This is a genomic window from Aliiglaciecola sp. M165 (genome assembly GCF_007197995.1).
Taxonomy (GTDB): domain Bacteria; phylum Pseudomonadota; class Gammaproteobacteria; order Enterobacterales; family Alteromonadaceae; genus Aliiglaciecola.
Window position 1 is genome coordinate 86,042 of the sequence record NZ_VKKH01000001.1, and the last position, 16,752, is coordinate 102,793.

A 16,752-nucleotide genomic window follows, 5' to 3' on the forward strand; every position below is an offset into this window, starting at 1 on the left:
GGTAAGTGCCGTGATTTTTTCCCTTATCAAGGCGAGAATTATGTTGTCTAGTCGCACTAAACGCATAATGAACAACGAAGATAGGGGGATAAATAGCGGTGCTTACAGGCGTTGCTTATCCGGGATTTGGGTTAATTAAGAACTTGAAAGACTTTTAGTGCAAGGGAAAGTCACATTTAGAAATAATCTAGGATTGATGAACTTGGTGTCTCCAGCAAGGAACTCAAAACTTTCCCATCAAGAGTAGGGTGATTTAACGTCCTAACTTCGTGAACGATCAAAGGTGATGTTGGAGCAATGACTCGTTTACAAAAGTTGGGTATATATGACGTATCCACTGATAATTGAGATAAACATGCCAACTATCGACATTAGTCCGTCTTCAGTGCTTAATCCGACGCCTAGAAAGATAACCGCTGCACCGGGTAAGGCCGCAGCAAAAGGTACAAGTTCAAGAGGTATCATCATTAGTGCCGTAAGACCGGCTATAACTGAAACAACTCGGCGACCTACTGAATTTGTGACAAACGTAAGTCGCGGTTTAAATAACTTGTCTACCCTTCTAGTGTAAGGTTTGAATCTTTCGACACTGTCCTTCAGCTTCTCTCTACTTACTTCCAGTTTACTTAGTTTATTCGGCAACCACGGATGTTTTTTACCGGCGACTATCTGAATCACAATTGAGGCTATTGTTATCGCACACAGACTAGGGACCGTTGGTATGGCGCCTGTGGGTAACACAGCTACCAATGCTGGTGCGACAAGGAGCGGTCCAAAACCCCGGCTTTCAAATTGAGCAACAACATCGTTTATTGTTGTGCTATCACCTGAAGTATCGTTGGCAACTTTCTCTAGAATATCGGTTAAATTCAATTTAACACCCTATTGCAAATAAGCATGCTTGATTTAGCTCGTACAACTTATAATCCTTTAACAATCATAGTCAAATTATCCTTCGAGTAAGTTGACATTGATCGTTGCAAGCATGGCAAAAATGACTTTTTTCATTTTGTCATTAGCGATAAGTGAAATATCGTTTGGACTTATCCCTTTAAATTCAAGAACGCTGATAGCTGACGTTGCGTCGGATGCGTTGTTAAATAAACCTGTTATGATATTGCTCATCATTTTTCCTATGTTTTCGCTTCAAATGGATGTGTAGCGAGTTTTCAGATTTGTAAGCTGTTTTAAGTAGCTGAACCTATCTAGTGCAAGATGCCCGCCAATAAAAGCATGAAATTAAAACATTGTAATTTAAGACTTTTTTATTTTATTGAAAGGCAAAGAGAATGAAGATGAGACATTTTTACCGACAAGGAATGTAAAACTGTCTCAGCTCCTTAGATACAGATTGAAGGTTTGAACGAAACATAGCCCGAAGCGCTACGAAGCGGAACATTCAGTAGATTTTTTATATTGACGTTTTATATCGGTATTTAACTTACTGAATTTTCTCGATTTCAAGTAATAAACGCTGGCAACACCTTTTCAGCAATCATTTGTAAATAAGCCTGCCTAGCATGGGCGGTTACTACCACAAGTAGATCAAGTTCTTTGACAAAAAGAATTGTAACGCCTCCACCACCTTGTGCCGAAACAGATTGATATTGCTTGTCACCCACTCGCAAATCCGTCTGCCACCATAAATAGCCGTATCCTGAGTTTGAAAGGTTTTCGCCCGAATAAAAATCCTGAACTTGCTCTACACTGAGTTGAACATTTTTGCTTGTTGATTGCTCAATAAAGCTCTTTGGAATCAGCTGTTCGCCATTCCACTTGCCTTTATTCATCACCAAGGTTCCCAATTTAAGCATGTCACGAGACGTCATGCTTGAACCGCCACCTGCTGCAAGCATCCCACTTTGATCAGCGCGCCAGTCATAGTTAACAATTCCCATTTTGTGAAAAAGCTCTTTTTCAACAAAATCGGCTGCTGAACCTGGCACTGCGGCTTCAACAACATACATGAGCATATCCGGATTGAGACCTTGATAGACAAAACTTTGGGATGCGTCGGTTATTTCTGCACTGTCTTCTAAAAACGCCTGTATTTGTTTAATCCCAACAAAATTATCAAGATTTTTTCGATACTCTTCGATTTGTTCAGGGCTGATTTGAAGCCCTGATTGCATTGCCATGGCATTACGCAGCGTTATTTTGTCGACGCCTTTGGAAAACTTTGACGGGTCTAATCCTTTCAAAAAACTAACAAGAGGTTTGTCCAAATCCGCCATTGACAAATACCCTAGTTGAATTGCCCTTCCAATGGCTAGGCCCGTATAAGATTTTGTAGTGGATGATTGTGGATGAGGCAAATCGATGCGGCCACGTGAAAAATAAGATTCGAATACCAGTTTGCCTTGATGGGCGATAAGCAAACTGTCTACTTCTGCATGCTGTTTGTCAGCTATCTCCTCTGCCAAAGCGATAATTTTCTTTTCATCAACGCTTTTATCAGCGAAATCGCCGACAAGGATCCCGTCATCATAGTCGGTTGGCGAGATATCAAAAAACGCATTTTCTAACTCAGGAATGTCCCAGAAGTTGCGTTCAATTTCAGGCACATTCCAATGTTTTATTCTGGCTTCTTCGGCTGTCGCTTTTGGTGCCTGACTATGTTTTTCTTGCGCACCAAATGCCACAAAGCTCGAATTTAAGTAAAGCGCCAACAAAGCGGTTACTTTGATTAGATTCCTAGGGTTAAAACTGAAGATCATTAGCATTCCTTGGTTTTTTGCACGTTTAATGTGAATACAACATATGCTTAAACACGCTACTGTCGAGTCAAAGTAAAGCAACTTAAAAGTTCCAAAATCTTCCAAAATACGGTCGCTTAAGAAGATAAACAGGCTCAAATAACCGTTCAGCAAGTTGAAAATATTTATTGCTCTGTGCAAAGGGGTATAATCGTTCTAAATCAATCACTACATTTGGAATTCGGAAGGATTCTTGGAACAACGTCAGCAGTATCAATTAGGTCCATGGAAGATTTGCCTCAGGACCAACACCATCTCGGATAATGTTGGTTCCCATGCCATCGACAACAAAAGCATGCAGCTGTTGCAGTTTTTGATCGAACATCAAGGGCAGACGGTTACAAAAGAGCAGATTTTTAAACACATCTGGAAAGATAAGTTTGTCACTGACGATATTTTGTCTGTCACCGTAAGTAAAATTCGCAAAGCGCTGGGCGATAATGCCCGCAGTCCCACGTTTATCAAAACCCTACCTGGTGTAGGCTATGTGCTAATAGCTAATGCCAAAAAAGTGGGGGAGCCTGAAGAGACTAACATCAATCGCTCAAGCATCCCGTACTTATATACTGCATTGCTGGTTTTACTGGCAGCAGGGTTACTGCTTTTTTTCACAAATTCTGATGAACCGGAACCTTCAAATCCTCTGAGTATAAATTCTATCGCAGTGCTGCCGTTTGATGATTTGAGTGAGGGCAAAGACAATCAATACTTTGCCGATGGAGTGTCTGATGCCATCATTAACCAACTGTCTCAAATCAAATCTCTAAAAGTGATATCCCGTTACTCCTCATTCACTTATCGAGGAGAATATAATGCCACTCAAATCGGTCAGGCATTGCAAGTTGATACACTGCTCGACGGCAGCTTGCAAAAATCTGGGGATCAATTAAGAATCAATGTAAGAATTTTCAACACCAAAAACGGCCAGCAGCTATGGTCAAAAACCTTTGATGGTGAAAGTCATGGAATGTTTGAACTTCAGGATGTTATCAGCGGCAATATCCAGTCTATTATTCAACCTGGAATTCGAAATGTCTCATCACCGACCAGATCAATTAATGCGCAAGCATTCGAATGGTATTTAATGGGTCAGTATCATTGGCGGCAACGAAATCCAGAATCCTTGGCTAAAGCTGTCACCTATTTCAAAAGGAGTCTGGAAGTTGAACCCAACTTTGCTGATGCCCATGTTGGCTTAGGTATCACTTATGAGCTTCTGCATATCTATGGAAATTGGGATGAAAAAAGGTCTGTCGACGCGGCGCTACCTCACTTAAATAAGGCTCTGACACTTCAGCCTGATTCGCCTACAGCATTGGCAGCAAAAGGTTTAGTGCTGACCGAAAAGGCTGTTTACATGAGCAACTCGGGTCAGGAAGATCTCTCGTTATACCAACAAGCACAAAACGCTTTTTTGCGATCTTTGGAGTTGGATGACAATGCCACGACGCATCAATGGTATAGCGGGTTGTTAAGGCGAATTGGTAGTGAAAGTGAAGTGATTTACCACCTCAACAAAGCGATAGAACTTAACCCCCTTTCTGCATCTTTAAAGCGCTCGTTCGCATTTGAGCTTCTCTCAATGGGCAATTTCGATTCCGCACAAAAAATGTTTCACAGTGGGTTAACGCTGGAACCTGACTATTTTTCCAAGAATGTGGAATCTTCGCGAATAAATCGTTACAGCAGAAAATCTATCTTATCGATGTCTGCATGGCATAAACAAAATACGGAACTGTTCGAAACCTGTGCTAGTGACGAATACTGCGAGCACTTAGTATTTAATTACTTAAGTATTGGTGCAAAAGATTTGGCCAACAGTATTCTGGCAAACATGGGTCCAAAGCATTTCCACTTTCGAACTTCGTTAAACGCCATATCAGCAGTTCAAAGTGGTGATGAACAATCCGCTTTGCGGATCATCGAACGTTTCGCGTTGTGGCAAACAGGCAACCGAAGAGCCCGGTTTGACTGCGCTATCGCACAATATCGAGCAGGTAAATTTGAGCAGGCTCAAGCTACCCTATTGTATTTGTACCCCAACTGGGGAAATAGCCACTCAATCACCCACATGGATATTTCCCCTAACAATTATCGGCAAATGTTGTTATACGCCGCGACGTTATCATCACTTCAACAACAAGATATCGCAGAAAGACTATTTGAAGATCTACTGTTTTTTCTCAATAGAGAAGAAATTTTTGATAAAACAGAGGCCGAATTCACACGTTCAGAAATCCATGCTCAGATGGGTAACAAACAACAAGCGCTCACGCACCTGGCTTCCGCATTAAAAATGGGATGGATGGAGACCTACAGCAAAGAGTGGTGGTCATTAGCAAACAATCACCTTTTACAGCCGCTTTATGACGAAGTTGAATTTCAACAGTTACTCACCCAGCATCAGGTAAAACGCAAGGCCTTGCGCGGAGTTGTAATCCGCAATTTTAATACAGAATCAAAGGGGGTTGATTAAACACGTCAAGAGCTAAAGAGTTGGACCTTTTAAAGTAGCATCGATATCTGGGTCATTTTTGCAGCCCACAAGGCAAACTACCAGTAGACTTAAACTCCATTTAACTATTCGAGTACTAATATTTCTCATATCCCGCTCCAAAAGGTCCAAATTATTGCGCTGTTAATTAGTTAAGCGTGTAAACGGGCTAAACCCCTCAAAATAAATGAATTATTTTTGATATTTTTTGGATTGTTTATTTTGCTAGCAATGGCGAATCGCGGAATCGGATTAAGTATTTCCTTGGGGCAGCGGAAGCGTTTGCAGGGAATTAGACTGCACTTTTGGCCCGTTTCTTAAACAAAAACCAGAGAAACCACCGTGCGATCTCTTGAAGACTGGAATATTGGTTGTCGGTTTTAGTGGGTTATTTCATCAAAAGAGAAAAATTCGTATGCGCGAAAATCTCTTATTCATTGTAAAAGGGAAAATCAATGGAAGGTATAATAGGCATATTCCTATTTTCACAAGCACATTAAGTTTTCTGAGGGTTGTGCTTTTTGATATGAAATTTATCTACTGCAATGGCGCGTGCCACAATGGTTTGTATGTTACACGCGATCACCCCTGATGTTTGTTGCTCCATGGTGTTTCCCGGATCAGAAAGGTCATCATAGCGACAATGTTTAACGGCAATTCTTGGTTCAGCTATTACGCTGTCAAGAAATGCCTTTATTTCGATATTATCTCTTTTTGCGCTTGCTCCAAGACAAAGCGCAGATGTGACCAGCGGGACATTTTCTTTGCGCGATTCAGGGATAAGCTTATTGGATTTAATTGCCATTTTTGCCATCAGTTTGTACTCGTGACAACAAGCAGCGGTGGACTGTGTTTTGGTCGTTCCAGTGGAAATCGATTGATAAAGAATACCGTTCCAACCTTTAAACACATCGGTTTCTTCCTCGGTCTTTGGCGAGATATAAATTCATATCTGCACGGGCCAACAAGTCCTGCGCAGAGAAGCTTTCTGTTTCAGTGTAAGAGGGGTTGCACGAAGCAACTCCCGCGCTGACAGTCACAATAGAGATTGCCGAATCTTCACTATGAGAGATATTCAGGTTTCTGACGTTATCCAAAATTTTGTTTGCGACCTTGCACGCACCTTCTTGATCAGTAAAGGGAAGCAACATAACAAATTCTTCACCTCCGAACCGCGCAGTGAGATCTTCTTCACGACGTTTTGAAGAATCTATGGCGTTAGCCACTTTAATCAGACAATTATCACCCTCAAGGTGGCCAAAACGATCGTTAAAAAGTTTGAAGTTGTCAATATCAACCATCACGATAGCAATGGGATACTCCCCTCGCATGGCACTGTGCCATTCTTTGTTTAAAACAGTGTTAAATTGCATTTTGTTGGTCAAACCGGTCAGCCCGTCTACGCAACACCTAACTTCCAATTTCTTTTTCTCAGCGACAAGCGCCAAATGATCAGAGATTCTGCTATGAATGGCTTTAGGTGAGATTTTGTGTAGAAAGCAATTGATCGCGCCAGCCATCAAGGCCGCATCGTGGTCGATACGCGACGCTTTTTGAGAGGTAATCACAACATCAGTATTAGATGAGAGCTGACTCTTTTTAATCTGCCTGCAAATATAGATAGCTGACATATCTGTGAGACTTGTGTCGATCAATGCCAAATCAACTTGGTCTCTTAAGATTATTCCAAGCGTTTGTTCACCTGAGATTGAACGCACTACGTTGAAGTCCTTAGAAAAAACATTTAAAAGACGAGTGGCATGACTGTCGTTTAAACTGGCAATCAGAACTGTCAACCGTTTCACCCCTACCTTATTTGAATCAGAGTTTACTGGAAATTGAATAACGTGCTTCAAAGCAGGTTCAGACATTCCGGTCAACCCCTCAATGGTCGAGTAATTGGCGAATTAGATTGCCTAGGCAAATTAGGCATTTCGTCACACTTGTCACTGTAGTGTTTGTCCTGAGTAGATCGCGTAAACCAATTGAAATGGTTAACGTCATTAAATTCATTGGTTTTTGTTCTTCTTAGTATGCGAAGCGTACGAAACACTTTTCCCTCCTGATTTTGGCATATTGCGAGCCCCCCGCTAGAGGGACTCAATAAATTTAATACTGCACATAATTAAAGAGATTGTTTTTTAGCTATTCCGGATTTTTAATTTACTGACGACATCTTCAACGTCATTAGTATTTTTGGCCAATGTGACAGCTAAGTCTCTGGCTGCGTCAGATTCCACACTTCCACTGAGTGTGACGACACCTTTATCAACTTCTACTTCGATGTCTAATCCCCGTACTTCTGACTCCCACAAAAGCTTGGTCTTAACAACTGTTTCAATTTTAGAATCTTGAAGCGACTGTGAGACACTTTCATCCGCGTCTTTGCTGGCCTCTTCCACAACGCTAAGCATATTTTCGACGTCTTTTACTCCGTCAAGGTTTAAGACCAATTCTTCAGCAAGCGCTTTGTCTACTTCTCGATCAACTTTGCCTGTCAGGGTGACAGTGCCGTTTTTAACGTCAGTGTTGATGTCAAAAGAGTTAAGATTTCCATTTAAAAGTAAAGTCGCTTCAGCTTTACCATCGATCCATGCATCTTTAGCTGAATCTTCCCAACTGTTACTTGCAATGGCTGAAGAGCTTAAAAGAGCGGCGGCTACAAAAAGCGAGCTAATTGAACGTTTCATATTGGTTATCCTTATTAAGAGAAGTTAAACACCATTAGCCTTTGCTATATTGGTGCCAATATCTAACTCATTGTTTTAAATAAAATTAATTTCCATGGAGGCATTTCTTCCTTCGACTTGAGAGAGGTTTTTACAATTCGACATGTAATTTTTTCTTTCGATTGACAGATTTGTAATTTTGATTCAAAAATCAAATTTGGATAGTGTTTTAAGGATTGTGTGTGTTCCATTATCCTTCATGAAATTTCTCATTGGATGAGGACCAAATTGTGATGAGACAAGCGCCCAACTCATACTCCTCTCGTGATAAAGCCTTTCAGATTGGCAGTCTCCCTTATTGATTAGTTTAGAGTTGTTTTCCACGTTGTGATGTCGTTACGAGTACTCTGAGGTTACTACATCCATGGATGTTACTTTCAACGCTGCTTTCAACGTGATGGACTAATAAATATTTTAGTTTTCTAGAGAGGTCAAAATTGGTGAAAAAACACTAGCGATGCACGATTTGTATATGTGGGATTTCGGTTCGATGCAGAAAAATCGTTCAAAGAATTTGGCGAGGATAACCAAAGTGACCAGCTATTAAGAAAATATTCAGTTGGCTGGTCACTTTTGTCTTTGAGTAACCCATGGACTAATCTGCAGGCTAACAAAAGCTCTCGATTGAAGCTAACTAGAAGAGCGCTTTTTTTGTTTAATCACGAAAAACATTACAAGAAAAATCACCGCCGCAACAAGTGTGGAAACCGCGATACCCGATGGGTTTTGCATCATTTCCATTGCGCCTCTTCCGAAGAAAATCGCGCTAAGCCCTAATGGCATGATCCCTAACACAGACCCAAGTGCATACTTTGCCGGATGGATCTTTAGAATACCGCTTATGACACTTGTTACTGTGAAAGGTGGCGTAGGGGCGACTCGTAAGGCAAGGACTGCCCACGCTCCTTTGTCTTCTACTTTTTCACTTACCGTATCAATGTGGCCTTGGACTCGATCTCCAAATGTGTCGTCATCAATTAGCCTTCCGATGATGTAGCCGCTGGAACATGCTAGTAGAAAGCCCGGAATAGCGAGTAGAACGCTTATCCACGTCGAGAAAATTAAACTCAGCGCAAATGCCATGAGCGGAATAGGCACCAATAACGCGCCGCCGACGAAAAATATAAGCAAGAATAAGCCTGCAGTTAACGGACTTTCGGGGATGTCCTTGGTCACCTCGATCACCTTTTCAATGGAAAGGTACTCACCTAATGGAGTGAAAATGTAGGCCGCTGCAACGCTGGCGATGAGTATAATACACGCGCTTATTTTAAGTTTATTTGAGGTTTTCATTTCTAGCCTCCTCGACTAACCAGCGAAAAATGTTTCTATGCGTTTTCATGTAAACAAGATATTCGGGGTGCCATTGAACGCCCAGCACCTTATCACTATTCGCGCTTTCCAAGACCTGATTTAACCCCGCTTTTTCTTTCGCAGTGATCTCCAGCTCATCAGCGGGCTCAGCGACAGCCTGGGAGTGGATTGCATTGACGTGAATAGGGTCATCTCCAGCGATCTCTGCAATCAAAGAATCGTCTTTAACGTAAATGACGTCTTTGCGAGGAAAAGGTGACCTTATGCGAGGTTTGTCTTTTAAAAGAGGAAGTGTGGATGTATACATGCTTCCTCCGAGCGCTGCATTGAGAAGTTGGTGTCCTCTGCAGATACCAAGAATGGGTTTGTCATTCTCAATAGCGTAGTCGATGAAGGCAATTTCCATGTCATCTCTGGCTTTGTCAAAATTTCCTTTTGTGAAGCGGCTTAAGAATTCCATTGGGTACATGAGTGACTCTTTGATTTTAAGCCAAATCGAGCGATTAACCTTAGGAAGGGGCGACTGGGTCCTATTTTCAGGATGTATATCCGAACCGCCGCCAATAACGTAGCCATCGTACTCAAGAGAGTGATCAAATTTACTCGGTGTCACTCTAACTGGAACTCCACCAGCTAGTCGTATACTCAGTGAAGTAAAAAGCCATGCTGTCGTGCCCGACGAATCTGGACCTGTTACCACTATTTGCGGCTTTTCGTTTGTATTCATTTTGCTCATGTTGATGTTCTTTATAAATCGGTATGTGCAAGCTAATGCAAGTTAAGAACCGATCTTGATATGATCAAATTGTTATATTTTTCAATTACATATAAATGAGGGGCGGAATAGGAAAACATCAGTTGGAAGATTTTACACAGTAAAGTGAAGTAAATTCATGATCTAAGTCCCAAAATCGACAAAAAAGCGCGAAGCAAGCATATTGAAAACGGCCGAGTTGTTTCGGGGCGGTGGCGTTTGTATTGCGATGCTTGCTGTATTGCCAGCAAAATTGATTTTTTCAGGTAAATTTTCACTTTTATTTCACCACCATGAGACGGGCATTACACAATAAGAGATCTCATTTCATCGAATAAGAGATCCCACAACCACAAAACCAAACCGATTTATATTGATCTATCTCAATTAATGTTTATAATTTTCAGAAATTACTGAAACTTCAGAAAAATAAATTCTGACATAGAGAGCTGATGATGAAAATGACTCCAATGCTTGAGACTTTTGTAATGCACTTTGGCGAAATGGGCAGCCGTTGGGGGTTTAACCGCACGGTTGGACAAATGTATGCGTTGCTCGTGATCAGTGAAGCGCCACTAAGCGCCAATGAAATTGCTGATGCACTAAATATTTCTCGTGGCAATGTGAGTATGGGCCTTAAAGAATTACAGTCGTGGCGATTGGTGCAAATGCATCATGTTCAAGGTGATCGCAAAGATTATTTCAAGGCTTTAGGCAGTATTTGGGATATGGCGAATAAGGTATTTGAAGAACGTCGCAAACGGGAAATGGACCCTACCCTTAGCTTACTTAGAGACATTTTGTTAGACGCTCCCGCCAATGAGCAGGAGAAGTATGCGCAAGAGCGGCTTCAGGAAATTCACGACTTGCTGGAAAACATCACCAAATGGAGTGAAGAGCTCCAGCGATTAAGTCCAGAAAAGCTTGAGACGTTGATGAAGCTGGGTTCAGGTGTCGGCAAAGTATTAGACATGAAGGACAAATTTTTAAAAAGCAGCTAGTTCACTTTGGCAGTTCAAAGACTGCTTACCTTTCATTTTCATGAGCGCGTTAACCGCATCATTCTGGTGAAAATATCCAGCTGAATATGAAAGGTAAACAAGCTTAAATTTTCGAGGTGCAACATGGCAGACGTAATGCTACTTTCGCGCATTCAATTTGCAGCGAACATTAGTTTTCACATACTTTTTCCCACCATAACCATCGCCCTATGTTGGTTCTTGGTGTATTTCAAAGTCCGGTTTCATATTTCTAAACATCCGGTTTGGATGCGGGTCTATCGGTTTTGGGTCAAAGTCTTCGCATTGACTTTCGCATTGGGGGTGGTGAGCGGTATCACTATGTCTTTCCAATTTGGTACTAACTGGCCTGGCTTTATGGAAAAAGTGGGCAATATTGCCGGTCCCTTATTGGCTTATGAAGTAATGACTGCTTTTTTTCTCGAAGCCACCTTTCTTGGCATCATGTTGTTTGGCATAAATCGCGTACCTTCATGGGTGCACACGGGCGCAACACTACTGGTCGCCTTTGGCACCAGCATGTCAGCGTTTTGGATTTTGTCTCTGAATTCTTGGATGCATACTCCTACAGGGTTTGAGATGCGCGACGGTGTGGCGCACGCAGTCGATTGGTTCGCGATTATTTTTAATCCATCTTTTCCCTATCGATTAGGACACATGTTGTTGGCTTCTGGACTGACAGTTTGTTTTTTAATAGCCGGTATTTCTGCCTATCGAGTTTTGCGCGGCGATAACAAAAAAGCGCCTAACATTGCCCTGCGTACTGCCGTATATGTGGCGGCTATCATCGCGCCTTTACAAATATTGATGGGTGACATGCATGGGCTCAACACATTTGAGCATCAACCACAAAAAGTCGCTGCAATGGAAGGTGTTTGGGATACAACAAAAGGTGCTCCCCTATTACTTTTTGCGATTCCCGATGAGGAACAGCGCACAAACCACATGGAAATCGCTATCCCAAAACTCGCAAGTATTATTCTCACACATGATCCCGAGGGTGAAATACCTGGCTTGAACGAATTTGAAGGTAAGCATCCACCCGTCAAACCTGTGTTTTTTGGATTCAGGATCATGGTGGGACTGGGTATGTTAATGCTACTCAGTGCCTGGGTAGCAAGTTTCTTATTGTGGCGCAAAAAGACCTTATCTAAGGGGTTTCTGATGTTTTTTGTCGGCATGACATTTTCTGGCTGGGTTGCCACGTTAGCAGGCTGGTACGTAACCGAAATCGGCAGGCAACCTTATCTAGTTAATGGCGTCCTCACGACCGCGGAAGCGGTAACTGACATCCCCTCTGGAAATGTCGCCTTTAGCCTGGCCCTTTACTTGATTGTTTACGCATTTTTACTGGTTGCTTATATCAAAACTCTATTCTTGATGGCTCGCAAGTCTGTCGAGATAGAGGAATACTCGCTCTCAGAACTTGCTAGCAAACCGCAACCAATGAAGGAGGTTACCGCATGATTTTAGATAGCCAATTACCTACGATATTCGCGGTCTTAATGGCATTTTCAGTATTGCTTTATGCCATGTTAGACGGTTACGACTTGGGCGTAGGATTGCTCTTGCCAATGGAAAATGAAGGCCAAAGAGACAAAATGATTGCCTCTATCGGACCATTTTGGGACGCCAACGAGACCTGGCTAGTGCTTGCTGTAGGCTTATTGTTGGTAGCATTCCCGAGTGCTCACAATGTCATTTTACGTGAGCTCTATTTACCTACAGCTTTTCTATTGATTGGCCTGATTTTGCGCGGTGTGTCTTTCGATTTTCGCGCCAAAGTGATCGCCGAGCATAAAGCCCGCTGGGACAGATTATTTAAACTTGGTTCATTAGTCGCCACGGCGTCTCAAGGCTATATGCTGGGGTTGTTTGTTATGGGCTTCGAGCATTCTTTTACCGCTGTGTTGTTTGGGTTACTGAGTGCAATTGGCGTCACTATGGCCTATGCATTAATCGGCGCTTGTTGGTTAATCATGAAAGCTGAAGGCGAATTGCAATTGCGTGCGATTAAATGGGCAAGGATCACAGGTGTTGTAAGTTTTGTCGGCATATTAGCTGTGTGTATTACCAACCCGATAATCAACGTTTTTGTATTGGAAAGATGGACCAACCCGCCTTTGGCCTACATATTTGCTACGGTCCCGGCGTTGTGCTTTGCGTTTTTTGTTATTGGCCATGCAACATTGAAACGATTGCCGCTCAAGGATGATGCCGGCTGTTGGTTACCCTTTGTCTTGTGCGTCTGCATTTTTACCACCAGTTTTATTGGTTTGGCGCTAAGTTTTTACCCATGGGTAGTACCGCAACAACTGACAATCTTTGAGGCCGCTAGCGCGCCCGAGTCATTGAGAATTATGCTCTATGGCGCTTTAGTAGTCATCCCCATTATCTTCGCGTATACCTTGTTCGCCTATCGGGTATTTTGGGGCAAAGTGGGGGACTTAAGATATTACTAAGCGAGAGCAACACTTAAAGGATTCATCATTAGAAAGGTGAATTTAGAGGAGTACATACGTATTCAGTGTATTCTTGTTATAAAGTCACTAAAATGGTTTTTTACGTTGACTTAACAAGAAACCAACATGCCTAAACTCCCTTTAAATCAAACTTTCCCTGGTGCCAGACCCATTGCATACGGTTGCATGGGTCTGGGCGGTTCGTGGGGCCATGAGCCCTACAAAGTAGAGCACGTCAAACAAGCCCATGAGGTGGTAGACGCGGTGCTCGACGCAGGTATTAACTTCTTTGACCATGCTGATATATACACCATGGGCAAAGCGGAACAAGTTTTTGGAGAAGTGCTTAAAGAGCGCCCTTCACTAAGGGAACAAATTCTAATCCAGTCCAAATGCGGGATCATTTTTGAAGATGACAAAGGTCCTAAGCGATTTGATTTTTCGAAAGAGTATATTCTCAATTCCGTTGACGGGATATTGTCTCGACTGAACACTGATTATATCGATATTTTCTTGTTACACCGTCCAGATCCTTTGATGGAGCCTGATGAAGTAGCAGACGCATTCTCTATCCTCAAACAAGCGGGTAAGGTTAAACATTTTGGTGTTTCAAATCAGAACCTTCATCAAATGAGTTTGCTGCAAAACTCACTAGACATGCCACTGATTGCCAACCAAATAGAATTGCATTTAATGCACCTCGATTTTCTCGATGACGTTGTGTTGTCTAACAATGTTCAAGGGAAAGATCTGAGTTTCACGTCAGGTACATTCGAGTACTGCCGGATGAACAACATTCAAATCCAAGCCTGGGGCAGTTTATGCCAAGGTATGTTGTCGGGCAGAGATGTATCCTCTCAGCCAGAGCATATTCAACGCACTGCTGAGTTGGTGGGCAAACTTGCGGCGGAGTATCAATCCTCTAAAGAGGCTATTTTGTTGGCATTCTTGATGCGCCATCCCGCGGGGATCCAACCTATTATTGGCTCTACTAATCCGGCTCGCATTGCCGCGAGTGCTCAAGCCACAAATGTTACGTTAACGCGAGAACACTGGTACGCACTTTATGTGACTGCTCGTGGTCAAGAATTGCCTTAGGAACTATAAAATGATGACAATTAAACACCTATTGGGAACCGTAGCAGTAGCAAGTGCCGCCTTATTAGTGTCGGCCTGTTCAGAACAAAAAGCACCAGAAAGTCTGGCTCAAGCGCCGCAGCAAGAAGTTAAATCCCTGTCGTTCCCAGACATTTACAACGATTATCTCAATCGCGATGTTCGAGACGACATTTTTTACTTTGTTATGCCCGATCGCTTCTACAATGCCAACCCCAACAACGACAATGGGTCGACTGTTCATGAAATATCCCAAGGTGGATATGTGATTGACAGCAAATGGGGGTTTCACGGCGGAGACATGCAAGGCATTGAAGAAAAGCTCGATTACCTCAAAGGACTAGGTGTCAGTGCAATTTGGATGACACCCATATTGCGCAACGATGCAGTGCAGTGGGGTGGTTACGCTCACCATGGGTACTGGATTGTAGATTTCACTGAAATCGATCCACACTTTGGCAGCAATGACGACCTAAAAAACCTTATTGAAGCCGCCCATGATAAAGGCATTAAAATTTTCTTTGATATCATCACCAACCATACTGCTGACATTATCCGTTACGAAGAATGTCACAAACCTGACGGAAGTTTTAGGGACGAAGAAACCTGCCCTTACAAAACGCTGGAACAACTGGCCAACGGTGACAAATACACACCGTTTTTACCCGCCGGAACAGAAAACGTCAAAGTGCCTAAATGGCTAAATGATCCCAAGTACTACAACAATCAAGGCGATAGCTTTTGGCAAGGCGAAAGCGCGATCAACGGCGATTTTGTTGGCTTGGATGATTTAAATACTCGTCACCCTGATGTGATCGCGGGCATGATTGATATCTACAAAAATATCATCACAGAGTTTAAGCCCGATGGATTCCGTGTTGATACGGTGAAGCATGTAGACATGATTTTTTGGTCGCAATTTAGTCCAGCAATCATGAATCATGCAAAAGAAATGGGCATCCCCAATTTCCACATTTTTGGGGAAGTTTATAGTGCAGATCCGATTGAGCTGAGCAGCTATACCACAGAAGGAAAAATGCCTTCAGTATTAGACTTTGGTTTTCAACAAGCTGCTGCTGATGTTTTTTACCGAGACAACAGCCCAGTTTCAATTGCTCAACTGTTTGAGAACGATGACTACTACAACGACCATGATAGCCAAGCTGACCTGTTGATGAACTTCTTAGGTAACCACGATATGGGGCGTGCAGGATTTTTCATCGAGGATGGCATGGGCGATATTTCTGAACAGGAGAAGCTACAACGCAGTATTCTGTCTCATGCCTTCATGTACCTGTCCAGAGGGATCCCCGTTATTTATTACGGTGATGAACAAGGATTTACTGGTGATGGTGGTGATGTAGGTGCCAGAGAAAATATGTTCTCCTCTCAGGTCGAAGAGTATAATGACAACAATTTGTTGGGCACAAACGCGACAACCGCCGATAACAATTTTGATCCCATTCACCCAATCTATCAGGCACTTCAGGAATTTGCTCAGTTAAGAATGGATCATGTGGCACTGCGTCGTGGTGTGAATATCAATCGTTACTTTGATGAACGGCGCAAGGCTTTCGCCATTGCCCGTGTCGATACACAAGAGCAGATTGAACATCTGGTAGCATTTAATGCTGATACGGAACAACAAAAGCTCACACTCAATGCCAGCAGCGCTGGCTACAAGTGGCTAGCTGGAAACAATGAATTCCGTTTGGATAAAGGGAAAATTGAAATAACCTTGCCTCCACTTAGCTACACTTTGCTAAAAGCTGAAACACCAGTACAACAAATTGCCTTGTTAGAATTTGATTTTGGAGGTGTCGAAGAGCAAGCTGGACGGGTGCGCCTCGACTATTTGGTTCCACAAGCGAAAGACCTGGCAATGCCTTTGTTTAACTTCACTACGGAATTTAAAAATGCCGAAGGTCAGTTTGAAGTTGTTGCCCAGGACAATACCGCACCTTATAGTGCGATAATTACCCAAAGCGTGTTTGAAGAATACAATCCCACTGAAGTGCGAGTGACTATGGCAGACTGGCAAGGCAATAAAAAGTCGCAAACCTTTAGTTTGGCGGACCAAACGGTGCAAACCAATCAGTAGAGACTGA

General features: G+C 42.6%; 14 protein-coding genes. 6 read left to right on the plus strand and 8 right to left on the minus strand.

Annotated features, from left to right (window positions below):
* Nucleotides 1-306 precede the first annotated feature (306 nt).
* The 3 genes from FM019_RS00370 to FM019_RS00375 all read right to left on the minus strand — a co-directional run bounded on the left by FM019_RS00370 (nucleotide 307) and on the right by FM019_RS00375 (nucleotide 2,717).
* A complete protein-coding gene (locus tag FM019_RS00370; RefSeq protein WP_143833909.1) occupies nucleotides 307-873 on the minus strand; it encodes an exopolysaccharide biosynthesis protein in 567 nt (188 codons plus the stop codon).
* A gap of 75 nt (nucleotides 874-948) precedes the next feature.
* Nucleotides 949-1,125 carry a hypothetical protein gene (locus tag FM019_RS20760; RefSeq protein ID WP_185969127.1) on the minus strand — a complete coding sequence of 59 codons (177 nt, stop codon included), beginning with the start codon at nucleotides 1,123-1,125 and terminating at the stop codon, nucleotides 949-951.
* 335 nt (nucleotides 1,126-1,460) lie between these two features.
* Entirely contained in the window at nucleotides 1,461-2,717 is a 1,257-nt protein-coding gene (locus FM019_RS00375; RefSeq protein ID WP_185969128.1) for a serine hydrolase domain-containing protein, read from the minus strand.
* Between the two features lie 232 nt (nucleotides 2,718-2,949).
* On the opposite strand from FM019_RS00375, the gene FM019_RS00380 reads away from it, so the two are divergent.
* Complete coding sequence (locus FM019_RS00380; RefSeq protein ID WP_143833911.1) at nucleotides 2,950-5,232, plus strand: winged helix-turn-helix domain-containing protein; 2,283 nt, start codon at nucleotides 2,950-2,952, stop codon at nucleotides 5,230-5,232.
* A 514-nt stretch (nucleotides 5,233-5,746) separates the two neighbouring features.
* Here the strand turns inward: FM019_RS00380 and FM019_RS00385 are convergent.
* From FM019_RS00385 to FM019_RS00405, 5 genes are all read right to left on the minus strand, one after another.
* Nucleotides 5,747-6,160, minus strand: coding sequence for a hypothetical protein (locus tag FM019_RS00385; protein WP_143833912.1), 414 nt, complete (start codon nucleotides 6,158-6,160; stop codon nucleotides 5,747-5,749).
* The gene (locus FM019_RS00390; protein ID WP_143833913.1) at nucleotides 6,153-7,121 is read right to left on the minus strand and encodes a diguanylate cyclase; all 969 of its coding nucleotides are present in this window, start codon (nucleotides 7,119-7,121) and stop codon (nucleotides 6,153-6,155) included. The genes FM019_RS00385 and FM019_RS00390 overlap by 8 nt, the downstream gene beginning before the upstream one ends.
* A 270-nt stretch (nucleotides 7,122-7,391) precedes the next feature.
* Nucleotides 7,392-7,940 carry a BON domain-containing protein gene (locus FM019_RS00395; protein ID WP_143833914.1) on the minus strand — a complete coding sequence of 183 codons (549 nt, stop codon included), beginning with the start codon at nucleotides 7,938-7,940 and terminating at the stop codon, nucleotides 7,392-7,394.
* A 669-nt stretch (nucleotides 7,941-8,609) separates the two neighbouring features.
* Entirely contained in the window at nucleotides 8,610-9,272 is a 663-nt protein-coding gene (locus FM019_RS00400; protein WP_143833915.1) for a TVP38/TMEM64 family protein, read from the minus strand.
* Nucleotides 9,256-10,029: a gamma-glutamyl-gamma-aminobutyrate hydrolase family protein gene (locus tag FM019_RS00405; protein WP_260681487.1), complete on the minus strand. Its 774-nt coding sequence runs from the start codon at nucleotides 10,027-10,029 to the stop codon at nucleotides 9,256-9,258. The genes FM019_RS00400 and FM019_RS00405 overlap by 17 nt, the downstream gene beginning before the upstream one ends.
* A gap of 473 nt (nucleotides 10,030-10,502) precedes the next feature.
* Between FM019_RS00405 and FM019_RS00410 the strand changes: the two genes are divergently transcribed.
* The 5 genes from FM019_RS00410 to FM019_RS00430 all read left to right on the plus strand — a co-directional run bounded on the left by FM019_RS00410 (nucleotide 10,503) and on the right by FM019_RS00430 (nucleotide 16,745).
* Nucleotides 10,503-11,048: a GbsR/MarR family transcriptional regulator gene (locus FM019_RS00410; RefSeq protein ID WP_143834248.1), complete on the plus strand. Its 546-nt coding sequence runs from the start codon at nucleotides 10,503-10,505 to the stop codon at nucleotides 11,046-11,048.
* A 123-nt stretch (nucleotides 11,049-11,171) separates the two neighbouring features.
* Nucleotides 11,172-12,533 carry a cytochrome ubiquinol oxidase subunit I gene (locus tag FM019_RS00415; RefSeq protein WP_143833916.1) on the plus strand — a complete coding sequence of 454 codons (1,362 nt, stop codon included), beginning with the start codon at nucleotides 11,172-11,174 and terminating at the stop codon, nucleotides 12,531-12,533.
* Entirely contained in the window at nucleotides 12,530-13,528 is a 999-nt protein-coding gene (gene cydB / locus FM019_RS00420) for a cytochrome d ubiquinol oxidase subunit II (RefSeq protein WP_143833917.1), read from the plus strand. Before FM019_RS00415 ends, cydB begins: the two co-directional genes overlap by 4 nt.
* Before the next feature lie 126 nt (nucleotides 13,529-13,654).
* Nucleotides 13,655-14,626, plus strand: coding sequence for an aldo/keto reductase family oxidoreductase (locus tag FM019_RS00425; RefSeq protein WP_185969130.1), 972 nt, complete (start codon nucleotides 13,655-13,657; stop codon nucleotides 14,624-14,626).
* A 13-nt stretch (nucleotides 14,627-14,639) separates the two neighbouring features.
* Nucleotides 14,640-16,745: an alpha-amylase family glycosyl hydrolase gene (locus FM019_RS00430; protein ID WP_143834250.1), complete on the plus strand. Its 2,106-nt coding sequence runs from the start codon at nucleotides 14,640-14,642 to the stop codon at nucleotides 16,743-16,745.
* Nucleotides 16,746-16,752: the final 7 nt, after the last annotated feature.

Coding starts and splice junctions, on each gene's coding strand:
- FM019_RS00405 (WP_260681487.1), bottom strand. CDS start 10,029: ATGAGCAAAATGAATACAAACGAAAAGCCGCAAATAGTGGTAACAGGT.
- FM019_RS00430 (WP_143834250.1), top strand. CDS start 14,640: ATGACAATTAAACACCTATTGGGAACCGTAGCAGTAGCAAGTGCCGCC.
- FM019_RS20760 (WP_185969127.1), bottom strand. CDS start 1,125: ATGAGCAATATCATAACAGGTTTATTTAACAACGCATCCGACGCAACG.
- FM019_RS00390 (WP_143833913.1), bottom strand. CDS start 7,121: ATGTCTGAACCTGCTTTGAAGCACGTTATTCAATTTCCAGTAAACTCT.
- FM019_RS00425 (WP_185969130.1), top strand. CDS start 13,655: ATGCCTAAACTCCCTTTAAATCAAACTTTCCCTGGTGCCAGACCCATT.
- cydB (WP_143833917.1), top strand. CDS start 12,530: ATGATTTTAGATAGCCAATTACCTACGATATTCGCGGTCTTAATGGCA.
- FM019_RS00410 (WP_143834248.1), top strand. CDS start 10,503: ATGAAAATGACTCCAATGCTTGAGACTTTTGTAATGCACTTTGGCGAA.
- FM019_RS00400 (WP_143833915.1), bottom strand. CDS start 9,272: ATGAAAACCTCAAATAAACTTAAAATAAGCGCGTGTATTATACTCATC.
- FM019_RS00395 (WP_143833914.1), bottom strand. CDS start 7,940: ATGAAACGTTCAATTAGCTCGCTTTTTGTAGCCGCCGCTCTTTTAAGC.
- FM019_RS00415 (WP_143833916.1), top strand. CDS start 11,172: ATGGCAGACGTAATGCTACTTTCGCGCATTCAATTTGCAGCGAACATT.
- FM019_RS00375 (WP_185969128.1), bottom strand. CDS start 2,717: ATGATCTTCAGTTTTAACCCTAGGAATCTAATCAAAGTAACCGCTTTG.